The organism is Flavobacterium aestivum (assembly GCF_026870175.2).
Lineage (GTDB): Bacteria > Bacteroidota > Bacteroidia > Flavobacteriales > Flavobacteriaceae > Flavobacterium > Flavobacterium aestivum.
This window is the reverse complement of sequence record NZ_CP113977.2, coordinates 1,554,721-1,578,437: the sequence shown is the minus strand read 5'-3', so window position 1 is coordinate 1,578,437 and position 23,717 is coordinate 1,554,721. Positions and strand designations below refer to the sequence as shown.

At 33.3% G+C, this 23,717-nt stretch carries 23 protein-coding genes; 4 read left to right on the top strand and 19 right to left on the bottom strand.

Features of this window, described 5'->3' with window-relative positions; translation table 11 throughout:
- Positions 1-4: 4 nt before the first annotated feature.
- The 11 genes from OZP08_RS06930 to OZP08_RS06880 form a co-directional block, all read right to left on the bottom strand.
- The gene (locus OZP08_RS06930; protein WP_281323304.1) at positions 5-727 is read right to left on the bottom strand and encodes a cell division protein FtsQ/DivIB; all 723 of its coding nucleotides are present in this window, start codon (positions 725-727) and stop codon (positions 5-7) included.
- Positions 714-2,063 carry a UDP-N-acetylmuramate--L-alanine ligase gene (gene murC / locus OZP08_RS06925; RefSeq protein ID WP_268848908.1) on the bottom strand — a complete coding sequence of 450 codons (1,350 nt, stop codon included), beginning with the start codon at positions 2,061-2,063 and terminating at the stop codon, positions 714-716. Before murC ends, OZP08_RS06930 begins: the two co-directional genes overlap by 14 nt.
- A 52-nt stretch (positions 2,064-2,115) precedes the next feature.
- A complete protein-coding gene (gene murG, locus OZP08_RS06920) occupies positions 2,116-3,210 on the bottom strand; it encodes an undecaprenyldiphospho-muramoylpentapeptide beta-N-acetylglucosaminyltransferase (protein WP_281323303.1) in 1,095 nt (364 codons plus the stop codon).
- Positions 3,211-3,291: 81 nt separating this feature from the next.
- Positions 3,292-4,608, bottom strand: coding sequence for an FtsW/RodA/SpoVE family cell cycle protein (locus tag OZP08_RS06915; RefSeq protein ID WP_281323302.1), 1,317 nt, complete (start codon positions 4,606-4,608; stop codon positions 3,292-3,294).
- Positions 4,609-4,694: 86 nt separating this feature from the next.
- Positions 4,695-6,026, bottom strand: coding sequence for a UDP-N-acetylmuramoyl-L-alanine--D-glutamate ligase (gene murD, locus OZP08_RS06910; protein ID WP_268848907.1), 1,332 nt, complete (start codon positions 6,024-6,026; stop codon positions 4,695-4,697).
- A 1-nt stretch (position 6,027) separates the two neighbouring features.
- Positions 6,028-7,257 (bottom strand): phospho-N-acetylmuramoyl-pentapeptide-transferase, encoded by a 1,230-nt coding sequence (mraY, locus tag OZP08_RS06905; RefSeq protein WP_281323301.1) that lies wholly within the window; start codon positions 7,255-7,257, stop codon positions 6,028-6,030.
- A gap of 6 nt (positions 7,258-7,263) precedes the next feature.
- The gene (locus OZP08_RS06900; RefSeq protein ID WP_268848906.1) at positions 7,264-8,727 is read right to left on the bottom strand and encodes a UDP-N-acetylmuramoyl-L-alanyl-D-glutamate--2,6-diaminopimelate ligase; all 1,464 of its coding nucleotides are present in this window, start codon (positions 8,725-8,727) and stop codon (positions 7,264-7,266) included.
- Entirely contained in the window at positions 8,724-10,727 is a 2,004-nt protein-coding gene (locus OZP08_RS06895; protein ID WP_281323300.1) for a penicillin-binding protein, read from the bottom strand. The genes OZP08_RS06900 and OZP08_RS06895 overlap by 4 nt, the downstream gene beginning before the upstream one ends.
- Positions 10,718-11,065: an FtsL-like putative cell division protein gene (locus OZP08_RS06890; RefSeq protein ID WP_281323299.1), complete on the bottom strand. Its 348-nt coding sequence runs from the start codon at positions 11,063-11,065 to the stop codon at positions 10,718-10,720. Before OZP08_RS06890 ends, OZP08_RS06895 begins: the two co-directional genes overlap by 10 nt.
- A 43-nt stretch (positions 11,066-11,108) precedes the next feature.
- Positions 11,109-12,017 (bottom strand): 16S rRNA (cytosine(1402)-N(4))-methyltransferase RsmH, encoded by a 909-nt coding sequence (rsmH, locus tag OZP08_RS06885; RefSeq protein WP_268848904.1) that lies wholly within the window; start codon positions 12,015-12,017, stop codon positions 11,109-11,111.
- Positions 11,992-12,465 (bottom strand): division/cell wall cluster transcriptional repressor MraZ, encoded by a 474-nt coding sequence (locus OZP08_RS06880; RefSeq protein WP_268848903.1) that lies wholly within the window; start codon positions 12,463-12,465, stop codon positions 11,992-11,994. Before OZP08_RS06880 ends, rsmH begins: the two co-directional genes overlap by 26 nt.
- A 371-nt stretch (positions 12,466-12,836) precedes the next feature.
- Between OZP08_RS06880 and OZP08_RS06875 the strand changes: the two genes are divergently transcribed.
- Together OZP08_RS06875 and yihA are read left to right on the top strand one after the other, a co-directional pair.
- The gene (locus OZP08_RS06875; RefSeq protein WP_281323298.1) at positions 12,837-13,610 is read left to right on the top strand and encodes an alpha/beta fold hydrolase; all 774 of its coding nucleotides are present in this window, start codon (positions 12,837-12,839) and stop codon (positions 13,608-13,610) included.
- 29 nt (positions 13,611-13,639) lie between these two features.
- Positions 13,640-14,260: a ribosome biogenesis GTP-binding protein YihA/YsxC gene (yihA, locus tag OZP08_RS06870; RefSeq protein WP_268848902.1), complete on the top strand. Its 621-nt coding sequence runs from the start codon at positions 13,640-13,642 to the stop codon at positions 14,258-14,260.
- Between the two features lie 83 nt (positions 14,261-14,343).
- Here the strand turns inward: yihA and OZP08_RS06865 are convergent, their stop codons facing one another.
- The 3 genes from OZP08_RS06865 to gldB form a co-directional block, all read right to left on the bottom strand.
- On the bottom strand, positions 14,344-14,799 hold the full coding sequence (locus OZP08_RS06865) for a DUF4252 domain-containing protein (RefSeq protein ID WP_268848901.1): 456 nt from the start codon (positions 14,797-14,799) through the stop codon (positions 14,344-14,346).
- Positions 14,800-14,868: 69 nt separating this feature from the next.
- A complete protein-coding gene (gldC, locus tag OZP08_RS06860; protein WP_281323297.1) occupies positions 14,869-15,204 on the bottom strand; it encodes a gliding motility protein GldC in 336 nt (111 codons plus the stop codon).
- A complete protein-coding gene (gene gldB / locus OZP08_RS06855; protein WP_268848900.1) occupies positions 15,204-16,160 on the bottom strand; it encodes a gliding motility lipoprotein GldB in 957 nt (318 codons plus the stop codon). The genes gldC and gldB overlap by 1 nt, the downstream gene beginning before the upstream one ends.
- Before the next feature lie 98 nt (positions 16,161-16,258).
- Here gldB and nadE point away from each other — a divergent pair, with 98 nt between their 5' ends.
- Both nadE and OZP08_RS06845 read left to right on the top strand, forming a co-directional pair.
- On the top strand, positions 16,259-17,050 hold the full coding sequence (nadE, locus tag OZP08_RS06850) for an NAD(+) synthase (RefSeq protein ID WP_268848899.1): 792 nt from the start codon (positions 16,259-16,261) through the stop codon (positions 17,048-17,050).
- Between the two features lie 92 nt (positions 17,051-17,142).
- On the top strand, positions 17,143-17,772 hold the full coding sequence (locus tag OZP08_RS06845; protein ID WP_268848898.1) for a response regulator transcription factor: 630 nt from the start codon (positions 17,143-17,145) through the stop codon (positions 17,770-17,772).
- On the opposite strand, the gene dnaG is transcribed toward OZP08_RS06845, so the two are convergent.
- The 5 genes from dnaG to OZP08_RS06820 form a co-directional block, all read right to left on the bottom strand.
- Entirely contained in the window at positions 17,769-19,745 is a 1,977-nt protein-coding gene (gene dnaG / locus OZP08_RS06840; RefSeq protein WP_281323296.1) for a DNA primase, read from the bottom strand. The genes OZP08_RS06845 and dnaG overlap by 4 nt on opposite strands.
- A 138-nt stretch (positions 19,746-19,883) precedes the next feature.
- Positions 19,884-20,924: a hypothetical protein gene (locus OZP08_RS06835; RefSeq protein ID WP_268848897.1), complete on the bottom strand. Its 1,041-nt coding sequence runs from the start codon at positions 20,922-20,924 to the stop codon at positions 19,884-19,886.
- A 28-nt stretch (positions 20,925-20,952) separates the two neighbouring features.
- A complete protein-coding gene (locus OZP08_RS06830) occupies positions 20,953-21,675 on the bottom strand; it encodes a hypothetical protein (RefSeq protein ID WP_268848896.1) in 723 nt (240 codons plus the stop codon).
- 60 nt (positions 21,676-21,735) lie between these two features.
- Positions 21,736-22,293 carry an RNA polymerase sigma factor gene (locus OZP08_RS06825; protein WP_268848895.1) on the bottom strand — a complete coding sequence of 186 codons (558 nt, stop codon included), beginning with the start codon at positions 22,291-22,293 and terminating at the stop codon, positions 21,736-21,738.
- Positions 22,294-22,461: 168 nt separating this feature from the next.
- Positions 22,462-23,439, bottom strand: a complete 978-nt coding sequence (locus OZP08_RS06820; protein WP_281323295.1) for a polyprenyl synthetase family protein — start codon at positions 23,437-23,439, stop codon at positions 22,462-22,464.
- Positions 23,440-23,717 lie beyond the last annotated feature (278 nt).

Sequence of the window (23,717 nt, the reverse complement as noted above, 5' to 3'; positions counted from 1 at the left end):
CTATTTATTTAGTGCAAACAACTTGTTCCGTAAATCTCAGATCAATCTTTTTATATTTATACAACGAACTATCTAAACTTACTTTTTGAAAAAAAGCTTTATAGTTTTTGAATTTTCGTTCAACATTTATCATATTTCCAAAATCAATTTGAAAATTATAGTTTCTATTCAGCATTAATAAGCTACTATTGGGCATAACTTTGATACCAATAATGTTTTTTTTCAGAAACTCATCATCATAAATTATCTTAAATAATTTAAATAAATCTTCGCTGTTTTTCTTGTTTATCTCACCGGAAACAAGCGGAACTCGAGCCGTAAAATTGGCTGACAACGGCATTTTATTACCCTCACTATCAATATAGAAGGAGCCCTCATCATTAAAAACTCTAGCTATAGGTGTCTTTTGTTTTACAACCGCCTTTAGAACTCCATCGATACTTACAAACACATCTGCTCTCTCGATCATGGCCTGAGCATTTAATACTTGCTCTAGCTTATTCAAATCTAACCTATCTTTTCTTACGGTTGTCGCGTTCGAATTATTTTCTATTAACAATTTATTAACCGACTCCTGCTTGATAAATAGAGAGTTTTCACCTACAAAAACAACTGTGGATTTTGTTAATTTTCTCTTCGAATTTCTTTTTGATGTGAAAGAAAAAAGAAAAATCACCAAGAAAAACATAAGAAATAACCTTATATTATTCCAATTAAAGATTTTCATATAATGCTTTTTTTATTGATGGTACCATTTCTCCTAAATCACCTGCTCCAATAGTTACAATAACACGAGCATCATTAGCCAAAATAGTAGGAATTAAATCCTCTTTTGAGATTAGCCTTTTATGTTCGTTTGTCATTTTATCCATTAGCCATTGTGAATTTACACCCTCCATCGGCAGTTCTCTTGCCGGATAAATTTCCATTAAAAGCACTTCATCAAAAGCCGATAAACTTTTGGCAAAATTATCAGCAAAATCTTTTGTTCTACTAAATAAATGGGGCTGGAAAATTGCCAGAACCTTTTGACCCGGATACAATTCCCTAACCGCTTGATGAACCGCATTTATCTCTGTAGGATGATGTGCATAATCATCTATATAAACTAAATTTTCTTCTTTTATTTGATAAGAGAAACGTCTTCTTATCCCCTTGAATGACAACAAAGCCTTAGCAACAACCTCGGTTGGGGTTCCGTAAGTTATTGCCATAGCCAGTGCCATTAAAGCATTCATTAAGTTATGTTTACCCGGTAGTCCAAAACGCAAATCTTTTATTAATCCGTTTGGAGTTTTTACATCAAAAACATAACTACCATTTTCTATCCTTACATTGAAAGCTTTATAGATTCCTTCCTCATTTACAGCACATACCTGCCCGTCAATAGGCAATTCATTAGTTATAAAGAGTTTTGTTTTATCCTCAATCTTATTAGCAAATTCTACAAAAGATGCCTCAATAGCGTCACTTGTTCCGTAAATATCCAAATGATCAGCATCCATCGATGTGACACAGGCAATATTGGGATACAAGTGCAAAAAGGAACGATCAAATTCATCGGCTTCAACTACGGTAACCGTCTTTCCGGTTCCTATTAAATTCGAATCATAATTCTCTACAATTCCTCCTATAAAAGCGGTAACATCAGCTCCACTTTCATGTAATATATGTCCTAAAATACTTGAAGTAGTTGTTTTCCCGTGGGTACCCGCTACTGCAAAACAAAAAGTATCTTTTGTTATTATCCCCAAAACTTCGGCTCTCTTCTTTACCTGAAAGTCTCTTTCTAAAAAGTAATTCCATTCAGAGTGTGAAATAGGCACTGCTGGTGTGATAATAACCAAAGTGTTTTCTACATAAAAATCATTTGGAATCAATGCAATACTATCTTCAAAGTGTATATCAATTCCACTTTCAATTAATTCACTGGTAAGAATAGAAGGCGTTTTATCATAACCCGAAACTTGTTTTCCGATTGTCTTGAAATAACGAGCCAAAGCACTCATTCCGATGCCTCCAATACCAATGAAATAGACGTTTTTTATTTGATTCAGGTTCATTATTATTTTTTTATAAGATTCTTTCTGTCTATTCTCTAAATTCTATTTTTCTTTACTTTTTTTCGATCAACTTCACAATTTCATCAACTATTTGTTCCGTTGCTTTTGGTCTAGCCAATTTTTTTATGTTTTGAGCTAACTGTTCCTGTTTTCCCGAATCTTTTACCAGTGATTCAAAAACAATACCAAAATCTTCATCTAATTGAGATTCTCTAAGTAAAATGGCTCCTTTTTTATCGACCATTGCCTGAGCATTTTTAGTTTGGTGATCTTCAGCCACATTAGGAGATGGAATAAAAATCACTGGTTTCCCAACTATGCACAATTCTGAAACCGAAGATGCTCCTGCTCTGGAAACAATAACATCTGCTGCTGCATAAACCAGATCCATTCGCTCTATAAAAGCCACCACCTGAACATTGGGCTTATTGTATTTTTTATATTCATCTAAATAAAATTTGCCACATTGCCAGATAACCTGAACATTAAGTGACAGAAATTTATCCAGTTCTTTTTCTATCAATTGATTTATTCTTCTTGCTCCAAGACTTCCTCCCAACACCAAAAGAGTTTTTTTATTTTTATCCAATTTAAAATGTTGGATCGCTTCTTCTCTTTTTCCGTCTATGTCTATTAAATCTTGGCGAACCGGATTTCCGGTTAATATCATTTTATCTTTAGGGAAAAACCTTTCCAGATTATCATACGCCACACAAATAATATTGGCTTTCTTGCTTAATAATTTATTGGTAATCCCCGGATAGGAATTTTGCTCCTGAATTACAGTCGGGATATTCGTTGAATTAGCCATTTTCAGCAATGGTCCACTTGCAAACCCTCCGGTTCCTATAACTACATCCGGCTTAAACTTTTTTATTATTTTTCTGGATTCCCATAAACTATTTAATAATTTAAATGGGAACATTGCATTCTGAATTGTTAATTTTCTTTGCAATCCTGCAATCCAAAGTCCTTTTATTTTGTAGCCTGCTTGAGGCACTTTTTGCATTTCCATTTTATCCTCGGCACCAACAAACAAAATTTCGGCGTCCGGAAAACGGAGTTTTAATTCGTTTGCAATAGCAATTGCAGGATAGATATGCCCTCCTGTTCCTCCTCCGCTTAATATGAATTTATGTTTTGCCATCTTATAAAATTTCTAAGTTGCTTATTTTTTGAACATCTGGATTTCACAAACTGATATCCAATTTCTAATTGCTTTATCCAATTATTTCAGCACTGCATCCATTGGATTTTTAGAATTATCCGTTATAGAATAATTATTTGAATCAAACTCTTCTTTATCTAACTCTTGGTCTGCATTAAGATCTGCTTCTAACTCCCTATCGATAAGTTTTTGGAGTGCTTCTTCTCTTCTTTCCTTTTCGAGTTTTTCCTGTGCAATTTCCTCTTCTTTTTTGGTAACGCTTAAAATAATTCCGAGTCCAAAACAGGTCATCCAGATAGAACTACCTCCACTACTTATTAATGGCAGCGTTTGCCCTGTAACCGGCAACAATTCTACCGCTACAGCCATATTAATCATGGCTTGAAATATCATTGGAAATCCTAGTCCTATGACCACTAATTTCCCAAAAAGAGTATTGGCTTTATGGGATGCTACTACAAAACGAAACAATAGAAGCAAATACAAAACCAAAACTCCTAATCCGCCAACCAATCCGTATTCCTCAACTATAATGGCATAAATAAAATCGGAAGAGGATTGGGGCAAAAAATTCTTCTGTACACTTTTACCAGGTCCAAGCCCATATATTTGGCCAGAAGCTATGGCTATTTTCGCTTTCTCAATTTGGTAATCATCCTCATCGGCTTTGTTGCTGGTAAAATTCTCTATACGACTACCCCATGTTCCTACCCTGCTAAAAAATTTAGAATCAGGAAAAGCTTTTGAAAGCAAAACGAAAAATGCCAGAAATACAATACCTGAGCCTATGATCGAAAAAATATACTTCAACGGATATTTACCAACAAAAGTCAACATGATTACCATTGCAAATATCAAAGCTGTGGTAGAAAAATTGGCTGGTAAAATTAGCGCTAATGTTATAAAAACCGGAGTCCAAAGTTCCCATAAAGAGGACTTGAACGTAATTGGGTTTTCTCTTGTTTTTGATAAATAACGAGCTACGAATATGAACAAAATGATCGCTGCCAACGCTGATGTCTGAAAAGACAATCCCACAAAAGGAATTTGAATCCATCTACTCGCATTAGCTCCGCCTATTGCCGTTCCTTTTGCCAATGTATACAATAACAAAAGCCAAACTACCGGTAATCCTGCTTTTGAGATAGCCCTAAAATAATGATACGGTATATTATGAATCCAATAAATAATCACAAAACCGATACAGATATGAGCCAAATGTTTTACCAAGTATCCCAAAGTATTTCCAGTTCCGTGACCTATGTATGCCAAATTACTACTCGCACTAAAAACAGGCATAAACGAAAACATAGCCAATAGTGCCACGAATGACCAAATGCCTTTATCTCCTTTTAATTTGTTAACTAGTTCTTTCATTCTTGTAAATCTAATGTATCAACTTGATAATTTAATAATTCGCTAATTGACCAATTGGCACATTATAAAATTGGCTAATTGACTAATTATAAATTTTTTACTGCTTGCTTGAATTGTCTTCCTCTATCTTCGTAATTTTCGAATAAATCAAAACTTGCACATGCTGGTGATAATAAAACCGTATCTCCTTTTTCGGTTAGACGCTGTGCCATACGAACAGCATCATTCATATTGTCTACTTCGACCATTATATCTACAACACCTCCAAAAACATCAATAATCTTTTTATTATCGATACCCAAACAAACGATAGCTTTTACCTTTTCACGAACCAAAGACATCAATTCATTATAATCATTCCCTTTGTCTACTCCCCCAACAATCCAAACCGTTGAAGTATTCATGCTATCTAAAGCAAAGAATGTTGCATTTACATTTGTAGCTTTTGAGTCATTGATGTATTGAACATTTTGAATTTTTAAAACTTTCTCTAAACGATGTTCAACCCCTTGAAAGTTGGACAAACTTTCACGGATAGTTGCATTTCTAATTTGTAAAATCTTTGCTACAGATGTTGCCGCCATTGCATTTTTTATATTATGTTTCCCTTCCAATGCAATATATTCTGTTTCCATTGTAAACTCTTCGTGGTTAATTTTTACGTCCATTTTATTGTTTTTTATATAAGCTCCTTCGTTGAAAGTATCTGTCAATGAAAAAGGAATTAATTTAGCTTTTGTCTTATTATTTTTTAGCCATTCCGAAATAGCCTCATCAGTATAATCATAAATCAAGAAGTCTTCTTCGGTTTGATTCATTGTTATCCTAAATTTTGAATCTATATAATTTTGATATTTATAATTATATCGATCTAAATGATCCGGACTAATATTCGTAATTACTGCTATATGTGGCTTGTAATTTATAATGCCGTCAAGCTGAAAACTGCTTAATTCCAGCACATAAACATCATACTTATTCTCTGCTACTTGCCAAGCAAAGCTTTTTCCGATATTGCCTGCCAGACCTACATTCAATCCTGCTGATTTCAGCAAATGATAGGTTAGCATTGTCGTGGTAGTTTTACCGTTACTTCCTGTTATTCCGACAGTCGTGGCTTCTGTAAATGGAGCTGCAAATTCAATTTCGGAAACGATAGAAACCCCTTTCTCTTTTAATTGCTTAATGATTGGAGATTTGTCAGGAATCCCAGGGCTTTTCATCACCACATCTGCATTCAATACCAGCTCTTCTGTGTGTTTACCCTCTTCCCAGGCAATTCCATTAATGATAAGAACTTCTTTGTAACTTCCTTGTATTTTTCCAAAGTCAGAAACAAAAACATCATAACCTTGCTTCTTCCCTAGTATAGCAGTTCCAACACCGCTTTCTCCAGCTCCTAATACTACTAGCCTCATACTATCTTAATTTTAGTGTAACAATAGACAATATGGCTAACATGATGGCTACAACCCAAAATCGGGTAACAATTTTGCTTTCATGATAACCCTTCTTCTGATAGTGATGATGCAACGGTGACATCAGAAAAATTCTTCGTCCCTCTCCAAAACGTTTTTTGGTGTATTTAAAATAACTTACTTGTAAGACTACAGAAAAATTTTCTACCAGAAAGATCCCGCATAATAATGGAATTAGCATTTCTTTTCGGACTGCAATAGCTAGAACCGCTATTATCCCTCCTATAGTTAAACTTCCTGTATCTCCCATAAAAACAGAAGCTGGATAGGAGTTGTACCAAAGAAATCCAATCAATGCCCCAAGAAATGACGCTATAAAAACTGTCATTTCTCCTGAATTGGGGATGTACATTATATTCAAATAATTAGAAAATATAATATTACCTGATACAAAAGTAAAAATCGCCAGTGCAAAGACCGACACTGCAGAAGTTCCTGCGGCCAGACCATCTATACCATCTGTTAAGTTGGCTCCGTTAGAAACTGCAGTAATGATAAAAATCACGATTGGTATAAAAACCAACCAAGCCCATTTTTCATAGCCCTCTCCGGTCCAAGCCAATAGTTCAGCATAATCAAATTCGTTATTTTTAAAAAACGGAATAGTCGTTGCTGTAGATTTCTCTTCTAATGATGCTTGATTTATTACTGTTTCTGTAGGATTTCTAAAAATATCACTATTCCCTGTATCAGTTCTTACAGTAACCGATGGGCTGAAATACAATACCGATCCCACGATCAATCCCAAACCAACTTGTCCAAAAACTTTGAAGATTCCCTTAAGTCCTTGTTTGTCTTTCTTGAAAATTTTAATATAATCGTCAATAAAACCGATAGTTCCCATCCATAATGTGGTTACTATCAATAAAACAATATAGATATTATGCAATTTTGCAAAAAGTATTACTGGAACCAATGTGGCAAATATGATAATAATTCCCCCCATAGTTGGTGTACCAGCCTTTTCATTTTGTCCTGCCAATCCTAATTCACGAACTGTTTCTCCAACTTGTTGTCTACTTAAAAAACCAATAATTCGTTTTCCGTAAATAGTAGACAATAGCAATGATAACATTAATGCCAAAGAAGATCTAAAAGTAATGTATTGAAAAACTCCTGTTCCAGGAACATCCATTACTTTGTCTAAATATTGAAATAAGTAGTATAGCATATTGTTTTATTTTAACAGTTGTTCTAAAATTTCTTTTACATTTTTCATGTCATCAAAATCATGACGTACCCCTTTGATTTCCTGATACGTTTCATGTCCTTTTCCGGCAATCAATATAATATCATTTGGTTGGGCCAATTGGCAAGCCGTTTTTATAGCTTGCAGTCTATCTGTAATTGTCAAAACTTTTTTAAAATTTTGAGCAGCTACTCCTTTTTCCATTTCTTGGATAATTGTTTCCGGTTCTTCATCTCTTGGATTATCTGATGTAAGAATCACTTTATCACTCAAATCTGAGGCTATACCTGCCATTATAGGCCTTTTGGTTTTATCTCTATTTCCTCCACAACCAACAACCGTAATTAGTTGTTCATTTTTTGTACGTACATCATTAATCGTATTCAAAACATTTTCCAGAGCATCTGGTGTGTGAGCATAATCTACAATTGCCGTTACATTTGAGCTGGAAACAATAAACTGGAATCGTCCGGATACACTTTCTAATTCAGACATTAATCGAAGTACTTCAAAGCTATCCAATCCTAATTCTATTGCCGTTCCGTAAATAGCCAAAAGATTATAGGCATTGAAAGTCCCTATTAATTTTACCCAAACTTCATTTCCGTTAATTTTCAGCAACAAACCAGATAATTGATTTTCTAGAATTTGAGCTTTATAATCAGAATATGTTTTTAAAGCGTAAGTACGTTTTCTTGCTGAAGTATTTTGCAGCATTACTTGCCCATTTTTATCATCTATATTTGACAATGCAAAAGCTGTGCTGGACAAATTATCAAAAAACGATTTTTTCACGTCTCTGTATTCAGCAAAAGTGGGATGATAATCTAAATGATCGTGTGATAAATTGGTAAAAATTCCGCCTACAAAATGCAATCCTTCAGTTCTTTTTTGATGAATTCCATGTGAACTCACCTCCATAAAACAATATGTTACTCCTGCCTCGATCATTTCTCTCAAAAAATGATTTATGGTTATAGAGTCTGGTGTCGTATGTGTTGCTTTATATTCTACATCATCAACCAAAATTTTGACTGTAGATAGTAACCCAACTTTAAAACCCGCTTTTTTAAACAATTGATACAATAAAGAAGCAATTGTTGTTTTACCATTTGTCCCAGTAATTCCCACTAATTTTAAACCATCAGAAGGATTTCCGTAATAATTGGCTGCCATATGGGCTAAAGCAAGATTAGTATCTTTCACACACACATAGGTAACTTCTTTTGCTAAAACCTTTGGCAAAGTATCACAAATAACTGCCGAAGCTCCTAGCTCTATAGCTTTCTCTATAAAATCATGCCCGTCTGAAACTGTTCCTCTAATCGCTATAAAAACATCATTTTTTTCAATTTTTCTAGAATCGAAATCCATTTTGTTAATAGCAATTTCTGTAGAACCACTTACCGATTCTATAGCTACTTTATATAATATATCTCTTAGTATACTCATGATAATTCCAATAGTATAGTTGATTTTTTTACAATATTTTGTCCTGCTTGTATTGACTGTTTTTTTACTTTACCAACTCCAACAGCCTTTACTTTCATACCCAAATTTTCTAGCAAAGCAACTGCATCCATCCCCGACATTCCTTTTACATTTGGAACATATAGATTCTTTTTCTGTGTTTGCGCAAAATACGAATTGTAATTACGGTCTTGTTTTGGAGTTGATCTTTCTAACTTTTTAATCACATTTGTAGAAGGTGCATCTGTAAATATTTTTTGGGCTATCCTTTTAAAAACCGGGCCAGCAACATCTGCTCCATAATAATCATTTTTGGCTGTATTGGGTTTATGAACCACTACAATGCAAGAATATTTTGGATTATCAGCTGGAAAATACCCCACAAATGAAGATGCATAGTGCTTATCTTGCCCGCCATTTTTAGCATAATTCACCTGAGCTGTTCCTGTTTTTCCTGCCATTGAAAAATCTTTAGAAAATAATTTTGAACCCGTTCCCTTTTTAACCACATTAGCCAAAACTGCTTTCAGTTTCAAGATTGTTTCTGGTGAACAAATCCTCGGATTCATTACTACTGTATTGTATTTTTTTATGGTTTTATTCCACTCTTTAATTTCTGTAACCAATTGTGGTTTTACCATTACTCCATTATTCGCTACAGCATTATAATAGGTTAGTGTTTGCAAAGGTGTTACCGAAACTCCATATCCAAATGCCATCCATGGAAGCGAAATATTAGACCAGTTTTTATCACCCGGTTGTGGTATAAATGGTTTTCCTTCACCTTGAAAAGCCAATCCCAATTTCTTATTTAAACCATAGAAATTGATGTGGTTCACAAATTTTGATGGATTGTTTTTGTAATTATTATAAACAGCTTGAACCATTACTGTATTAGAAGAAACCTCAAAACCACGAGCTAACGATATTTTACCATAACCTCCATCATGAGAATCTCTTACTTTTCGCCCTGAATAAACAACTACACCTCCATGACTGTCATAAACAGTACTTGTATCTGCCACTTTATCTTCCAATATTGCCATTAAATCAACCAATTTAAAGGTCGATCCTGGCTCATGAGATTCAGCATAAGCATAATTTGTAGTTTCATAATAACTACCATCATTGGCTCTTCCTAAATTAGAAATCGCTTTTATTTGCCCTGTTTTAGTCTCCATAACCACTACACAGCCGTGATCTGCCTCATATTCTTCCAATTGCTTTAACAAAGCATGATGTGCTATATCTTGAATATATACATCTATTGTTGATATAACATCATAACCATCCTGAGGTTCTACTTCATTTGCATCTCGTATGGGTTTCCATTGTCCTTTGGCAATTTTTTGCTTTAATATTTTACCGTCTTTACCATTAAGGTATTCGCTATATGCCCACTCGATTCCTTTTCCGTCTGAATAGCCTTCCGGCATTTTTCTTTCATAACCTATTGTTCGCTCAGCGATCTTTCCTATTGGATGTTCTCTTACTGTTTTTTGTTCAACAATTATCCCTCCTTTGTAAGCTCCCATATTAAATAACGGAAAACCTTTGATGCGCATATACTCTGTATAATTTAAATCTTTAGCGACTAAATAATACCTGTTTTTATTAACTCTAGCCCTTCTCAATTCGTTTTGGATTGTGCTACTTGATTTTCTCAGCATTTTCCCTAATGAATCCGACAAGAGTTTTATATTTTTTTCGAACGACTCCGTTTTTGGAGCAAGTGCATCAAAACGGATTATATAATTAGGTATTGATGTTGCCAAAAGACTTCCGTCTGCTGAGTAAATATTTCCTTTATTGGCAGGAATAACAAAATTCTTAACGGTTCTTTCTTTCGCTAATTCTCTGTAATGATCCCCATCAACCCATTGAATATTTGTCAATTTAACAGCAATCGCCATTGCCATCAACAAGATAACAATCGCGACCAGATAAGTTCTATAGGATATATGTTTATCTTCTACTGCCATATTCTTTCTAAGAAATTTTTCTCTTCTTCTTTTCTAACTTCAATTTTAACAGGCGGTACTGATGATGGAAAAATTTGTTTCCCGACCATTTTTTCCGAGACTGTAGATTCCATTTTGAGTTTCATTAGCTCCGAACGTTTATCTACAAATTCTGAACGTAATTCCTTGACTTTATTTGTTAATTCAATAATCTTAAACACTTTTTGCTCGTAACGTTGCGTATTGGCAATCATTATTATGGCCAGTAAAATCACATAAACTATAAAGCGCCAATTTTTGATAGCATTGTCGTCTATAAGAAACTGTGCTTTTAATATGTTATAAATTCCACCTTTCATTCTCTCCTATTATATTGTCTTCTTTAAGGCCTACTGTTATTTGCTATCTTTTCTCTGCAATTCTTAATTTTGCACTTCTAGCTCTATTATTTATTTTGATCTCTTCATTATCCGGAACTATTAGTTTACCAACGGTTTTAAAAGGAACCGAGAAATTTCCATAAAAATCACGTTCCGGTTCTCCTTCAAACATTCCGTTTTTAATAAATCGTTTTACCAATCTATCTTCTAATGAATGATATGAAATCACACTCAATCTTCCGCCTGGTTTTAAAATCTCAAGAGACTGTTCTAAAAATTCTTTCAAAACATCCATTTCCTGATTGACTTCAATACGAATCGCTTGGTAGATTTGGGCCAATATTTTATTACGGACTTTCTCTGGCAAATATTTCTTCAAAACCTCTTTCAATTCATCAGTGGTTTTGATTGAACGATGTTCTCTCGCCTCAATGATTGTTCTTGATAAAGCTGGTGCGTTTTTCAACTCTCCATAATCCAAGAATACTCTTCTCAAGTTGGCATCATCATATTCATTTACTACTCGATACGCATTCAAATCATTTTTTTGACTCATTCTCATATCAAGTCCAGCATCAAAACGAGTAGAAAATCCTCTTTCTGCCACATCAAACTGATGCGAAGAAACACCCAAATCTCCCAAAATCCCGTCAACCTCTTTTACGCCATAAAAACGCAAAAATCTTTTTATATATCTAAAATTCTCATTGATCAGTGTAAATCTTTCATCTTGCAAAGCATTCGCTAAAGCATCTTCATCCTGATCAAAAGCAAATAATTTTCCGTTAGGACCAAGCCTACTCAAAATTTCTTTTGAATGTCCTCCGCCTCCAAAAGTAACATCCACATAAATTCCATCCGGGTTTATATTCAACCCATCAACAGAAGCGTGAAGCAATACTGGATTATGATATTCCATTGTCGTCGTCATTTAAATTCCCCATTACCTCCTCGGCCAAATCTGCAAAATCAACATCTGCACCATCAATTGATTTTTCATATAAATCTTTATCCCAAATCTCTACAATATTAACCGCCGATGAAAAAACCACATCTTTATCTATACTGGCAAACGTCACTAAATCTTTAGGAACCAACAACCTACCCAAGGCGTCTATTTCTACCACTTTTACGCCAGCGGTAAAACGACGGATAAAATCATTGTTCTTTTTTACAAATCGGTTAAGTTTGTTGATTTTTTTCATCATCAAATCCCACTCTTCCATAGGATACAATTCTAAACAAGGCTGAAAAACGGAACGCTTCAAAACAAAACCATTTTGAAGTGAAGAAGCCAATTGCTTTTTCAAGGGAGAAGGTAATAATACCCTTCCTTTGGCATCAACTTTACATTCATATGTCCCTATTATTGCGCTCAAGTAAATTACATTAATTGTATTAAGCAAAAATATATAAAATTTTACCACATTTTACCACTATCCCCCACTTTGTTAATAAGTTTAACCACTTTGATCCCAAAATCCTTAGTATATGGACAATCAACATATTAGCTTTTTAATATATTATTTGTAAGAAAGATTGTGTTATGCAAAAAAGGAACGGATTTATTCAAAAAAGAAAAATCTTTTCTTACATTAAAATCTTAGTTTCACATAAGAAAAAACACATTTTTTGGATGAATTTTTATCACATTTTGTTAAAATAATAAAGGTTAAAAAATAGCTACTAAAATTCTTTTTAATTTTTTAAACCTTATATTTGTTGCAAATTGAAATTGTCATAAATAAAAATGGAAAAGTATTACAAAAAAGAAGGCAAATACAGCTATTACGAAGCAGGTGAAGGAATTCCTATTGTCATTTTACACGGTTTAATGGGAGGACTTAGTAATTTTGATGCTGTGGCTAGTTATTTTTCCAATAAAGGATACAGAATCATTATACCTGATTTGCCTATTTATACTCAAAATATTTTAAAAACGAATGTAAAAAGTTTTGCTGTTTATGTAAAAAACTTCATTACTTTCAAAAAACTAGACAGAGTCATACTTTTAGGAAATTCTCTAGGTGGACATATAGCTTTATATCATACCAAAATGTATCCGGAAAAAGTTTCTGGACTTGTAATAACAGGTAGTTCAGGCTTGTATGAAAGTGCTATGGGCGATAGTTATCCAAAAAGAGGTGACTACGAATATATCAAGAAAAAGGCCGAAGATGTTTTTTACGATCCAAAAATTGCCACTCCTGAACTTATTGATGAAGTATACGCAACTGTTAATGATCGAATCAAATTAATAAAAACTTTAACTATTGCCAAAAGTGCTATACGTCATAATATGGCCAAAGATCTACCAAAAATGCATGTACAAACTTGTGTTATTTGGGGAAAAAATGACAAAGTTACTCCACCAGATGTGGCTGAAGAATTCCACAAATTATTACCGAATTCTACTTTATACTGGATTGACAAATGCGGACATGCCGCTATGATGGAACAACCTGAAGAGTTCAACAAACATCTTGAGGATTGGCTAACACATACTCATTTAGCAGAGCACTAGACTAAAAGGCGAATTTTATACCCAGAAACATGAAAATTAATACTGCCGAATTTATAATAAGCAATTCAGACGCAAGCAAATGTCCTAAAGATTTTTTGCCCGAGTATGCTTTTATTGGTCGATCAAACGTTGGTAAGTCATCATTAATCAATATGCTGACCAATAACAAAAATTTGGCCAAAACTTCAGGAAAACCAGGTAAAACCCAACTAATCAATCATTTCTTAATCAACAACAATTGGTTTCTTGTTGACTTACCAGGTTATGGTTATGCCAAAGTTTCTAAAAAAACAAAATCTATTTTTCAAAAATTCATCACAGATTATTTTGAGACTAGAGAACAGTTGGTTTGCGCGTTTGTTTTAATAGACATACGTCATGAAGCACAAAATATTGATATTGAATTCATGTCGTATATGGGAGAAAGTGAAATCCCTTTTTGCATTATTTTTACAAAAGCCGATAAAATAAGCAAGACAAAAATTGATTCTCATATTGCGGCTTACAAGAAACAAATGTTTGCCAACAACTGGGCCGAAATGCCACATTATTTTGTAACTTCTTCAACAGAATCTACCGGAAAAGAAGAATTATTAAGTTATATAGACGAAGTAAACCAAGAGGTATTTAAGAATAATTCAGGGTTTTAAACCTCTTACTTTAAAACAAAAAATCCCAAAACTATCATTATTAGTTTTGGGATTTTTTATATTGGACTATTATCTAAATGATATCAATTTACATCATTGGATGCTGTTAGTTTTTCGAAATCACTCATTTTTAGATCGCCCTGAACATTCAAGAGAACCATTTGCGAATCATCTTCAATCTTCACAATAACTTCCTTTAGCTTATCACCTTTTTCAAAGGAATAAATATAAATTTTACCATCCGAAGTATTGGTATGAAAAATCTCTTCGAAATTATTATCCTTTAAAAAGTCAACAAAATTTGATTTTAAAAATTTAGGATTTTCTTTTGCGACCAACATATGGTATTTTTTGGCACCAGAATGTTTTGCAAAGTTTTTAAACTCCTTGTCACGAACAAGTGCATTTACAACAAATCCAGAAGCACCGAAAGACATAGCAACATCTTCTTTGTTTTCCTTTCTAAAAGCTTCATAAGGTGTTTTTACTCCACAAGAAACCAAAAAACACGCTAGCGATAACACAATTAATTTTCTCATAAATTCTGTTTATTTACGAAAGACGAATAAACGCCAAATGTGTAACAGAAATTTATAAAAAAAATAAGATTATTTTTTCAAATCTAATTTTTCGGCAAAATAATCACAGAAATCTAGCATTGTATCCGACATTTTCTCATCATTAGTCGCTCTTCTAAAAGTTTCTGCCATGGACACCAATGTTTGATGAAAGAAAATTTTCATTTCATCTACAGGCATATCTTTGGTCCATAAATCAATACGCATGCTTTCCTTTGCATTACTATCCCAAACATTAAGCATAATTGCTTTTGATTCTGAAAGCTCTATTCCACCGTCTTTTGCTGTCCAAAAAAGTTTTTCCGGAACACGGTTTTCATCTAATTCGACTTGAAATTTAATTTCTGAGGTATTTTTATTTGACATTATTTCTTGGGTTTGTATTTAGATTTTTCAAAAATTTCTTTGGCATCCATTTTCATTAACTGGGCTACCGTAACTTCATTATTTGCCATATAGGAACGAACCATTTGCCATCCTATCCATGCTCCAACTCTTCCTGGAGAATCATTATCTATTTCTAAATAAAATTTAGAAAAAGGCGCTGGATCAATAAAACGATTCGTTAATTTTTGTTCGTCACTAAAAAGCATTTGTCTCTCAATAAAGTAACGCCATATATAGCTTTCATTTTCCTGACACCAAACAATTTGTTCTTTGGTATACCCCATTTTATCTGCATCACTATAGTCTGGTAATAAAACATCTTTTAGATATAGTTCTTTACCAAAATAAATCATTTTCGATAGTAAATTTTTATCAGTAGGAGGCGCAATTTTTCTAGTAGAAAAACTAGACACTATGTCTGGCATGATCTGACTTTGCTCAAAATTTTGCTTAATATATTTAGGGAATTGATAAAATTTATGATCTTTCCCTAGATATAATTCCAAAGAAACAATCACTAATGAATCCGCATAAATAGCTTTATTGTTATAATCCATATCCGAAATCAATGTGATCAATTTTGGCTGTTTAGTTTCTGGAAAATAGTATTTCATATGCTTATACAAAGTCTCTAAATCATTTCGGACACTTTCTATATTCGAATATTTTTTTTCAACTTCAGTATATACTTCTCTCCAAATTGGAGCTTGCATTTTATTCAACCATACTGTATCATTGATCTGAGGAGAGAAAAAATATGGAAATTGCTTTTTTACTTTGGCAAGATCTTTTGGTGGAGTCTCAAAAAATATTTTATCAAAACGTTCAACCTTAATCTCTACTGGAGTCTCTTCTATAGCTTTTTCGACTTTACTTTTTTGATCACAAGACCAGAAAAGCAAACAAAAAACGACAGGTAATAGATATAATTTCATTTATTATATTTTATTTAAATTTGTTTCCAACAACTGCGAGGCAATTGCTTTATTTATTTTGCAAATATACATCCCTGCTTTTTAAAACTTAAACTATTATGACTAAAAAAAGTACACTTAAAATCGAAGAGATCAACCTACACATAGTAAATTGGTTAAAGACATATGCCGAAACTTCAAAAGTAAACGGATTTGTGATAGGCATATCAGGAGGAGTTGACTCTGCTGTAACCTCAGCATTATGTGCTCAAACCGGTTTTAAAGTATTGTGTGTTGAAATGCCAATTCACCAAGCCCATAGTCACGTTACGCGTGGACGTGAACATATTGAACAATTAAAAAAACAATTCCCGAATGTCTCTAGTGTTGAGGCAGACTTAACATCGGTTTTTCAAGATTTCATAAAACAGGTTCCAGAAACCAATGATATACACAAACTACATTTATCACTTGCCAACACACGTTCCCGACTAAGAATGACTACCTTATATTATTTTGCAGGTATTTACGGTTTATTGGTAGCCGGAACTGGAAACAAGGTAGAGGATTTTGGTGTTGGATTCTTTACCAAATACGGAGATGGCGGAGTTGATCTGAGTCCAATTGCAGATTTAATGAAATCCGAAGTATATGCTTTAGGTCGTTATTTGAAAATTCCAAATTCTATTTTAACAGCTGCTCCTACAGATGGATTATTTGGCGATGAAAGAACTGATGAAGATCAAATTGGGGCAACATACGACGAATTAGAATGGGCTATGGCCATAGAAGAGCAAAAAATAGCTTCAAATTCGTTCACTGCCAGAGAGCTAGAAGTGTTAAATATCTATAAAAAACTCAACAAAAATAACCAACACAAAATGATTCCTATACCTGTCTGCACTTTTTAATTACGAAAAAAATAATTTGTCCGAAAAATTAGACTTATTCATTTTTTTTTCATAATTTTATAGCTTCATAAACAATCCTAAAAATAAATACCATGATCAAAGTTTGTTTAGCAGATAATTATCCTGTAGTACATTTTGGAATCAAATCGTACTTTAAAGACCATGCGGACATTTCTATTGTTGCAAATGTAGGAAATTTTCCGATGGTGAAAGACATCCTTCTTACGAAGGAAATCGATGTTCTAGTTTTGGACTTAGAACTCGAAGGATTATCTAGCATTTTCGAAGTCAAATCGATTTTGAAAAATTTTCCAAAAACAAAAATTATTTTTTACAGCGGTCTTTCAGAACAGATTTACGCTCCAAATGCCATTAAGGCGGGAGTTTCTGGATTTGTTCACAAAACCGAAAAACTGGAAACTTTAGGTCAATCGATCATTAAAGTGAACCAAGGAAAAATAATCATGAATGAAGCAGTCATGAAAAACATTGCTTTAATCGCAAAACAAAGCAAAAGCGAACGTTTGTATAGAAAACTATCAAACCGCGAAGTCGAAGTTTTACGTTATTTAAGCGATGGTAAGAAGAACCATGAAATCGCTGAGATATTATCTCTCAACGAAAAAACAATTAGCACCTATAAGTTGCGATTGTTAACCAAATTAAACGTTACTAATCTAGTAGATTTAGTTAATAAAGCTAAAACTTTAGAGATCGTTTAACTGTAACGCGACATTACTCTCCCTAACTTTTTCGAAAACGAGTTAATTAGCTTGTAGTAATCCATCGCCATAGACATAGACTCTGTATTATCTGAACCTGGTTCATTTGATACAGAGTTTTTTAATTCATCTATAAGCTTATCGACTAAATACCAACGCATCGTAAGTATTGTTTCTGACACATACTGAGCTATAGTCTCACTTTTTGGTTTAGGAAAGATGTTCTGTCCTTCCCAATTATGCAAAGCCAACCTCTCATCTTCCATGAGGATATCTGTTACTTCTTGAGCAAAATCTGAATTTAGATGCATTAAATATTTCTCAATTTCCAAACTTTCATTTTGAAGAAAATATTGAATTAAATCATTAAAAATTCCCCTAAATAAAGGATTAGCCAATTCTACCTCATCTTCCTGCAAACTCAGATACACTCTTTGATATACTTTATAATCCTTTCTTTCGGTTACATTTTCAATCTCACCATCATTGTTGGTTCTCAAAAATACATCTTCAAATTCTTCTGTTTTATTTCCGTATAACAATAGAATTTCTATTATTTTTCGCTCCAGACGATAAAGCACATCCACTTTTGCTCCTTGAACCGGATTTTCGTTTTTTACAATTTCAAAAGCCTTTTGCTCTTGTTTTACTTTTTTCCCAACTTCTGCTACATCCTTTTGAACTAATTGGGCCAAAGTACTCGTCAAGACCTGCTCAGAAATATCCATAATTCTAGCACATTCCTGAATGTAAATCTCTCTTTGTATTCTATCCGGTATCCTAGAAATACTGGTAACCATATCCCGAATCAAATCTGCTTTTTTGACTGGATCGTTCTTAGCTTCATTCATCAAAAGCGAAGCTTTAAACTGTATAAAATCCTTAGCATTATTTTCCAGATATGCCACTAAATCTTCATAGGATGTTTTTCTGGCAAAACTATCAGGATCCTCTCCATCAGGGAAAGCACAAACTTTTACGTTCATTCCTTCTTCAAGAATCAAATCAATACCACGAATAGATGCACGAAGTCCTGCAGCATCTCCATCAAAAAGAACAGTAATATTCTTTGTAAGCCTATTGATTAATCGTATTTGATCCGGAGTAAGTGCGGTACCAGAAGAAGCTACTACATTCTCAATCCCTGCTTGATTGAACTGAATAACATCTGTATATCCTTCTACCAAAAAACAATTGTTTAATTTGGCTATAGATTGTTTGGCTTGAAAAATACCATACAACACTTTACTCTTATGGTAAATATCACTCTCTGGTGAATTTAAGTATTTAGCTGCTTTTTTATCATTGGTTAGAATTCGACCTCCAAAACCAAGTACTCTTCCCGACATACTTTGTATAGGAAACATAACCCTGCCTTTGAATCGATCAAAAGGACGATCTTCCCTTGCAATGGTCAAACCTGTACCTTCAAGAAATTCCATTTTATAGCCTTTACCCAATGCTTCCTTTGTAAAAGCATCCCAAGTTTCGGGCGAATAACCTAAACCAAATTTTTTGATGGTTTCATTACTAAAACCACGCTCTTTAAAATATGAAAGCCCTATTGCTTTACCTTCTTCAGAATTTAGAAGAACATCGTGAAAATATTTTTTTGCAAATTCAGAAACCAAATACATGCTTTCTCTCGCATCTGTATTTAGTTTTTCTTCATCAGACTGTACTGTTTCTTCGATCTCTATATTGTACTTTTTAGCCAGATACCGAATAGCTTCCGGATAGGTAAAATGTTCATGCTCCATTAGGAAAGCTACCGAGTTCCCTCCTTTTCCGGAACTAAAATCTTTCCAAATTTGTTTTACCGGCGAAACCATAAATGAAGGTGAGCGTTCATCCGAAAACGGACTTAACCCTTTAAAATTACTTCCTGCTCTCTTTAAATGAACAAAATCTCCAATTACCTCCTCTACTCGAGCAGTTTCAAAAACAGTATCTATGGTTGCTTGTGATATCAAAACTTATGAAAATATTTAATAGTAATCCCGTCGGAAACCCGAATGGCTACAAAAATACACAAATCAAACTTTATAATTAAAAATAAAAAAAAGTGCTTCAAAGACGAAGCACTTTTCCCAATAGACAACTTAACTAAATTAATTAAAATCAAAACGAAGTCCTAACGAAATATTGTTTTGATCAATTGGATTATTCTCGAATAGAGGTTGTAAATCGTATTTTAAATACAAGCTTGTTGCTTTATATCCAATGTATGCACTCAAGCCATAATTAAAATCATTTACATTATAATTCCCTTTTGTTTTTTGTTCTACATCATTCCCAACAGCATCATCAAAGCAAAGTATTTGTTTTGATTTCACTCTGAATCCGGCATAACCACCCAGACCAACACGCATACTTTTATGGGTTCTAAAATAATTCCCATTCTCATGAATTTCCTTCTTTGTAAAATCAAACTCTAAATGCAGAGGCACCATAACATACACATTTCTAAATCGAGATTCCTCTAAATGCACTGTACTACTAACCAAATCGGTTTGCGCACCGTTTTTCACAAAGTAACGATCATCTGTAGGTCGCAGATTGTTATACATCAAAGATAGTCCGTACTTAAAATGCAACAGATTATCTTCCTTCAAAATTCTAGTATTATAGGTCAATCCCCATTCATAAAAATGAGACTTCCAATATTTAAAATCCGAGTTAGCAACTTGCTTGTCTGTTATCAAATTATTTACCCCAAGTGCAAAGACAAACTGAGATGTTGTTCTTCTTTCACCATTAGTGCACTTCCTATGGTGGGAAAAATAATCTTTGCTAAAATGAATGGTAATTGTTTTTGATGTATCTACATCTTTTATCTTTCCGTCTACTTTTTCCTGAACCAACATATGTAGTTCCTCTTCCAATTTAGTGACTTTCTCCTCTATTATTTTGGCACGTTCTTCAGCCAAAACTTTTTTCTTTGCTTCAGCTTCTTCATTTGTAAGTTTGCCTTGAGCCAATTGTTCGTTTACAGCTTCAACCTCAACTTTTAATTCATTCTTTTCTTCTTTTACGATATCCTCTATCCTAGAAGCAATGTCTTTTGCCTTACCTTCAAATGATTCCTGTGCCAATACTTGGTTGACAAAAAGGCATACGAATACTATTAAGTAAATTTTAAAATTCCTCATGATTGTTTTTTTAATGTGATTGAATGATTTATTCTGAATTTCTACTGCTCAAAGCTAATTTTGCTGCTTTGAATTTTTGATTGACCGTTTTAATTGCTTTCTCTCTAAAACTAAGATCTAATTCACCATCAACCTGTGTCAGTAATTCATTCGAATTAACTTTGACATTGGATTTGACTTGTATAGGATTCTTTTTTTGAGAGGGATTATCTACTGATGCTAATAGTTCGTCAACATTAACATACTTAGATTTTTGCAACACGTTGGGCTGTTCCGTTTTTTGATTTTTTCCGCTTCGCTCCAAACAGTCGGCAAAGCCTCGGGTAATGATTGGTATTTGTTCTTCTTGAGTGACTGTTTTTTCTACAACTTGAATTTCTTTTTTGAGTAAAATGTTATTAGAATCTTCCTCGAATCTAATTTCTGTTGATACTAATTTCTCTTTAATACTTTTTGTTTCCTCAACTGTTTTTATCAAATTTGTTTTTGTTGATGTAGCTTTTATTTCTGGAACAACATTAGCCTCACTAACCACAACCGCATCTTTTGCAACAATTGTTTCCTTGTTATTTTGATTAAAATACAAAGTTCCCAATAGTAAAAACCCTAAAAGGCTTGCCGCGACATACATCCATCTAAAATCTAGTTTTGGCTTTTCGGCAACAGTAAGCATAGCATCCAAACGATCCCAAGAAGCTTTCGAGGGAGTTATTTCCCTAGCATTAATCTTTTCTTTAATTTGATTTTCCATAGCTGTCCTTTTCATTGTGCTTCTTTTTCCTGATTTGTAAATTTTGCTATTAACTTTTACTTAATAGTTCTTCTCCTTATCTTTCAAACTACTTATTTTACTTTTCAAAATTCTTCTGGCATGAGCAAATTGCGATTTAGAGGTGCCTTCATTTATACCCAGCATACTTGCAATTTCTTTGTGTTTATAGCCTTCTATAACAAATAAATTAAAGATAATTTTATAACCATCCGGCAAACTGTCTATTAAACTTTGAATGTCTTCTACAGAAAACTGAATATCAACTTCACTGTCTATTTCCTCAAATCCTACAGAATCTTCTATAAAATGTACTTTTTTCCGAACTCTTATATATGAAATACATTCATTAATCATCGTTCGTCTAATCCAACCTTCAAAACTTCCTTTGTTTTCAAATCGTCCTAAATTGACAAACACTTTCATAAAAGCGGTTATCATAACATCCTCGGCCAATTGTAAATCTTTTATGTACTGTCGGCAAACACTTAACATCTTTGGCGAATACTTGGAATAAATCCATTGTTGAGCCTGCCTGTTGTTTTTGACAGCCAACGCAATTGCTTCATTTTCTTCCTGATATAAATTAATTATCTTCAAAGTCGTTTCTAGAGTGTTTCTATAAGCATAGACGAGAATTAAACCAAAATGGTTGCATGGATTTTAAAAAAAGTTAAAATAAATGTACGATTTATTCAGACAAACAACACAAATAGCTATTTATCAAATATTTAAAACTATAAAAAAGTGATTTCTAAAACTGAAAATTTATTTTTTCCTTTCGATAACGTAGTTCACCATTAAGATAAGTGCCTCTTTATAGTCAGATTCAGGATAATCGTTCAACAGTTGCAGTGCTTCTTGCTGAAATTCCACCATTTTATTTTCGGCATATGCCAAACCATGATTATTCTTTACAAAAGCAATAACTTCCTTTACTCTTTTTTTATCCTTATTGTGGTTTTTTATCGAATTGATCAGCCAGCTTTTTTCTTTTGAGGTACATGTATTGAGAACATGAATAAGTGGCAATGTCATTTTTTGTTCCTTAATGTCGATTCCTGTTGGTTTTCCGATTGCTTCTTCCGAGTAATCAAACAAATCGTCTTTTATTTGAAAAGCCATTCCGATGAGTTCTCCAAATTTTCGCATATTCTCTACTTGGGTCTCATCATCAATTACTGATTTTGCTCCGAGAGCACAACAAGCTGCTATTAAAGTGGCTGTTTTTTTTCTGATTATTTCATAATAAACAGCTTCTGTAATATCTAATCTTCGGGCTTTCTCGATCTGTAATAATTCACCCTCGCTCATTTCGCGAACAGCTACCGAAATAATTTTTAACAAATCGAAATCTTCATTATCTATTGATAGCAATAATCCTTTAGACAATAAATAATCTCCAACCAAAACGGCAATTTTATTTTTCCAAAGCGCATTTATAGAAAAGAAACCTCTACGACGATTACTATCATCGACAACATCATCATGAACCAAAGTTGCTGTATGAATCAATTCTATTACGCAGGCTCCACGGTATGTTCTTTCATCAACTACACCTTTAGATACCATTTTTGCCATCAAGAAAACAAACATAGGTCGCATTTGTTTTCCTTTTCTGTTTACAATATAATACGTAATACGGTTAAGAAGAGCCACTTTGGAGGTCATCGATTCGTAGAACTTTTTTTCAAAAAGTTCCATTTCGTACAAAATTGGCTGCTTTATTTGAGAAGTAATATTCATTTAGACCCCAAATATACTATTTTAAATAAAAAAAACGTTTATCATTATAGATTAAGTACAATTAATTATTTTGTAAATTTACACTAGCTACTGCCCTATTTATCTTTCTACGCCGAATCCTAGTATTCTCACAAAACCACTTTAAATATGATTAGAACTTTATAAAAATAGCATTTTATAATTTCCTTCGTCATTAATACACAAATAATTCTGCTAAAAAAATTGCTCTTTTATTATTTTCAAGAAGAGAATAAAGCCTTTGTAGTGCTAACTTTTTT

Excerpts from the sequence above, each read along its gene's own strand:
- OZP08_RS06930 (WP_281323304.1), bottom strand. The coding sequence starts at position 727 with ATGAAAATCTTTAATTGGAATAATATAAGGTTATTTCTTATGTTTTTC.
- murC (WP_268848908.1), bottom strand. The coding sequence starts at position 2,063 with ATGAACCTGAATCAAATAAAAAACGTCTATTTCATTGGTATTGGAGGC.
- murG (WP_281323303.1), bottom strand. The coding sequence starts at position 3,210 with ATGGCAAAACATAAATTCATATTAAGCGGAGGAGGAACAGGAGGGCAT.
- OZP08_RS06915 (WP_281323302.1), bottom strand. The coding sequence starts at position 4,608 with ATGAAAGAACTAGTTAACAAATTAAAAGGAGATAAAGGCATTTGGTCA.
- murD (WP_268848907.1), bottom strand. The coding sequence starts at position 6,026 with ATGAGGCTAGTAGTATTAGGAGCTGGAGAAAGCGGTGTTGGAACTGCT.
- mraY (WP_281323301.1), bottom strand. The coding sequence starts at position 7,257 with ATGCTATACTACTTATTTCAATATTTAGACAAAGTAATGGATGTTCCT.
- OZP08_RS06900 (WP_268848906.1), bottom strand. The coding sequence starts at position 8,727 with ATGAGTATACTAAGAGATATATTATATAAAGTAGCTATAGAATCGGTA.
- OZP08_RS06895 (WP_281323300.1), bottom strand. The coding sequence starts at position 10,727 with ATGGCAGTAGAAGATAAACATATATCCTATAGAACTTATCTGGTCGCG.
- OZP08_RS06890 (WP_281323299.1), bottom strand. The coding sequence starts at position 11,065 with ATGAAAGGTGGAATTTATAACATATTAAAAGCACAGTTTCTTATAGAC.
- rsmH (WP_268848904.1), bottom strand. The coding sequence starts at position 12,017 with ATGACGACGACAATGGAATATCATAATCCAGTATTGCTTCACGCTTCT.
- OZP08_RS06875 (WP_281323298.1), top strand. The coding sequence starts at position 12,837 with ATGGAAAAGTATTACAAAAAAGAAGGCAAATACAGCTATTACGAAGCA.
- yihA (WP_268848902.1), top strand. The coding sequence starts at position 13,640 with ATGAAAATTAATACTGCCGAATTTATAATAAGCAATTCAGACGCAAGC.
- OZP08_RS06865 (WP_268848901.1), bottom strand. The coding sequence starts at position 14,799 with ATGAGAAAATTAATTGTGTTATCGCTAGCGTGTTTTTTGGTTTCTTGT.
- gldC (WP_281323297.1), bottom strand. The coding sequence starts at position 15,204 with ATGTCAAATAAAAATACCTCAGAAATTAAATTTCAAGTCGAATTAGAT.
- gldB (WP_268848900.1), bottom strand. The coding sequence starts at position 16,160 with ATGAAATTATATCTATTACCTGTCGTTTTTTGTTTGCTTTTCTGGTCT.
- nadE (WP_268848899.1), top strand. The coding sequence starts at position 16,259 with ATGACTAAAAAAAGTACACTTAAAATCGAAGAGATCAACCTACACATA.
- OZP08_RS06845 (WP_268848898.1), top strand. The coding sequence starts at position 17,143 with ATGATCAAAGTTTGTTTAGCAGATAATTATCCTGTAGTACATTTTGGA.
- OZP08_RS06835 (WP_268848897.1), bottom strand. The coding sequence starts at position 20,924 with ATGAGGAATTTTAAAATTTACTTAATAGTATTCGTATGCCTTTTTGTC.
- OZP08_RS06830 (WP_268848896.1), bottom strand. The coding sequence starts at position 21,675 with ATGGAAAATCAAATTAAAGAAAAGATTAATGCTAGGGAAATAACTCCC.
- OZP08_RS06820 (WP_281323295.1), bottom strand. The coding sequence starts at position 23,439 with ATGAATATTACTTCTCAAATAAAGCAGCCAATTTTGTACGAAATGGAA.